This is a genomic window from Halanaerobium saccharolyticum, assembly GCF_003053565.1.
Classification (GTDB): domain Bacteria; phylum Bacillota; class Halanaerobiia; order Halanaerobiales; family Halanaerobiaceae; genus Halanaerobium; species Halanaerobium saccharolyticum_B.
Map to the genome: position 1 here is coordinate 1 of NZ_QAXS01000086.1, position 1,437 is coordinate 1,437.

A 1,437-nucleotide genomic window follows, 5' to 3' on the forward strand; every position below is an offset into this window, starting at 1 on the left:
GCCTCTTCGCTATTTAGTGTGGGTTTTTATTGTTCTTTTATTTAATATAGCTGAATTAATTCATTTTCATATCCAATTATGGTATACTTTACCTATACTATAACAGGAGATGATTTTAGTGTATAAAAATATAGATTTATTCACTCAGGCTTTAGGAATAGAAGAACCATGGAAACTTGATAAGATAGATTTTAATAAAGATGATGGTCGACTTGATATATATATTTCTCACAAAAGAGGTAGTAAATTTCCCTGCCCTGAATGCGGTAAAAAATCACCTATCCATGATACTAAAGAAAGAACCTGGAGACATCTTAATTTCTTTCAGTATAGAGCCTATATCCATGCTAAAATGCCGAGGACAAAATGCAAGGACCATGGAGTGCTGCAGGTTAAAGCACCATGGGCTGAACCAGGTTCAGGCTTTACAATGCTCTTTGAAGCGTTCATTATGCAGCTAGCTACAGCAATGACTGTCAATGAGATAGCTGAATTAGTTGGCGAACATGACACAAGACTCTGGAGAATACTGAACCGTTATGTAGAAGAAGCCCGTGCTGAAGAAGATTACAGCAGTACTGATAAAATCGGTATTGATGAAACTTCAAGCAAAAAAGGACATAATTACATAACAATATTTGTGGATCTTGATAAGTCAAAAATAATCTATATTACTGAAGGTAAAGATGCTTCAACTGTTGATTCTTTTGCTTTGGATTTAAAATTACATAATGGTGATCCTAAAAATATTAAAAAAATCTGCTGTGATATGTCACCAGCCTTTATTAAAGGCACTGCTGATAACTTCTCTCAGGCTAAGGTCACCTTTGATAAATTTCATGTAATGAAAGCTGTTAATAAAGCTGTAGACCAGGTCAGACGCAATGAACAATCTGATAACAAAGAACTTAAAAAAACAAGATATATCTGGCTTAAAAACAAGAATAATCTAACCAAAAAGCAGAAAGAAAAACTAAAATCACTATCTGAAATGAATTTAAAAACTCTAAGAGCCTATAATCTTAAGCTATCCCTGCAGGAATTCTGGAATATAGAAGATCTTACAACAGCAGCAAGCTACCTGCAGAAATGGTATCTCTGGGCAATTCGCAGCCAGTTGGAGCCAATGGTTAAGATAGGCCGATTTATTAACAGACACTGGCAGGGCATAATGAATTATATTGAAAGCCGAATTAATAATGGTGTTTTAGAGGGCTTAAACAGTATTGTTCAGACCATAAAAAGAAAAGCCAGAGGTTTCAGGAATTTAAATAATTTTATGACAGCTATATATCTACAGTGTGGAAAGCTTGAATTTGATTTACCTAAAGCATTTATTTAAAATTTCAAACTGCATTCATGCTAATTTTTAATTTTGCATTACCATTAATGTTAATATATGCCATTTGTATTACCCACACTAAATAGCGAAGAGCC

Annotated in this window: 1 protein-coding gene; it reads left to right on the forward strand. The window is 33.8% G+C overall.

Translation table 11 applies throughout. The annotated features are described in order from the left end of the window. Window positions 1-130: 130 nt before the first annotated feature. Window positions 131-1,342 carry an ISL3 family transposase gene (locus tag C8C76_RS14965; RefSeq protein ID WP_258222608.1) on the forward strand — a complete coding sequence of 404 codons (1,212 nt, stop codon included), beginning with the start codon at window positions 131-133 and terminating at the stop codon, window positions 1,340-1,342. The last annotated feature ends 95 nt before the right edge of the window (window positions 1,343-1,437 follow it).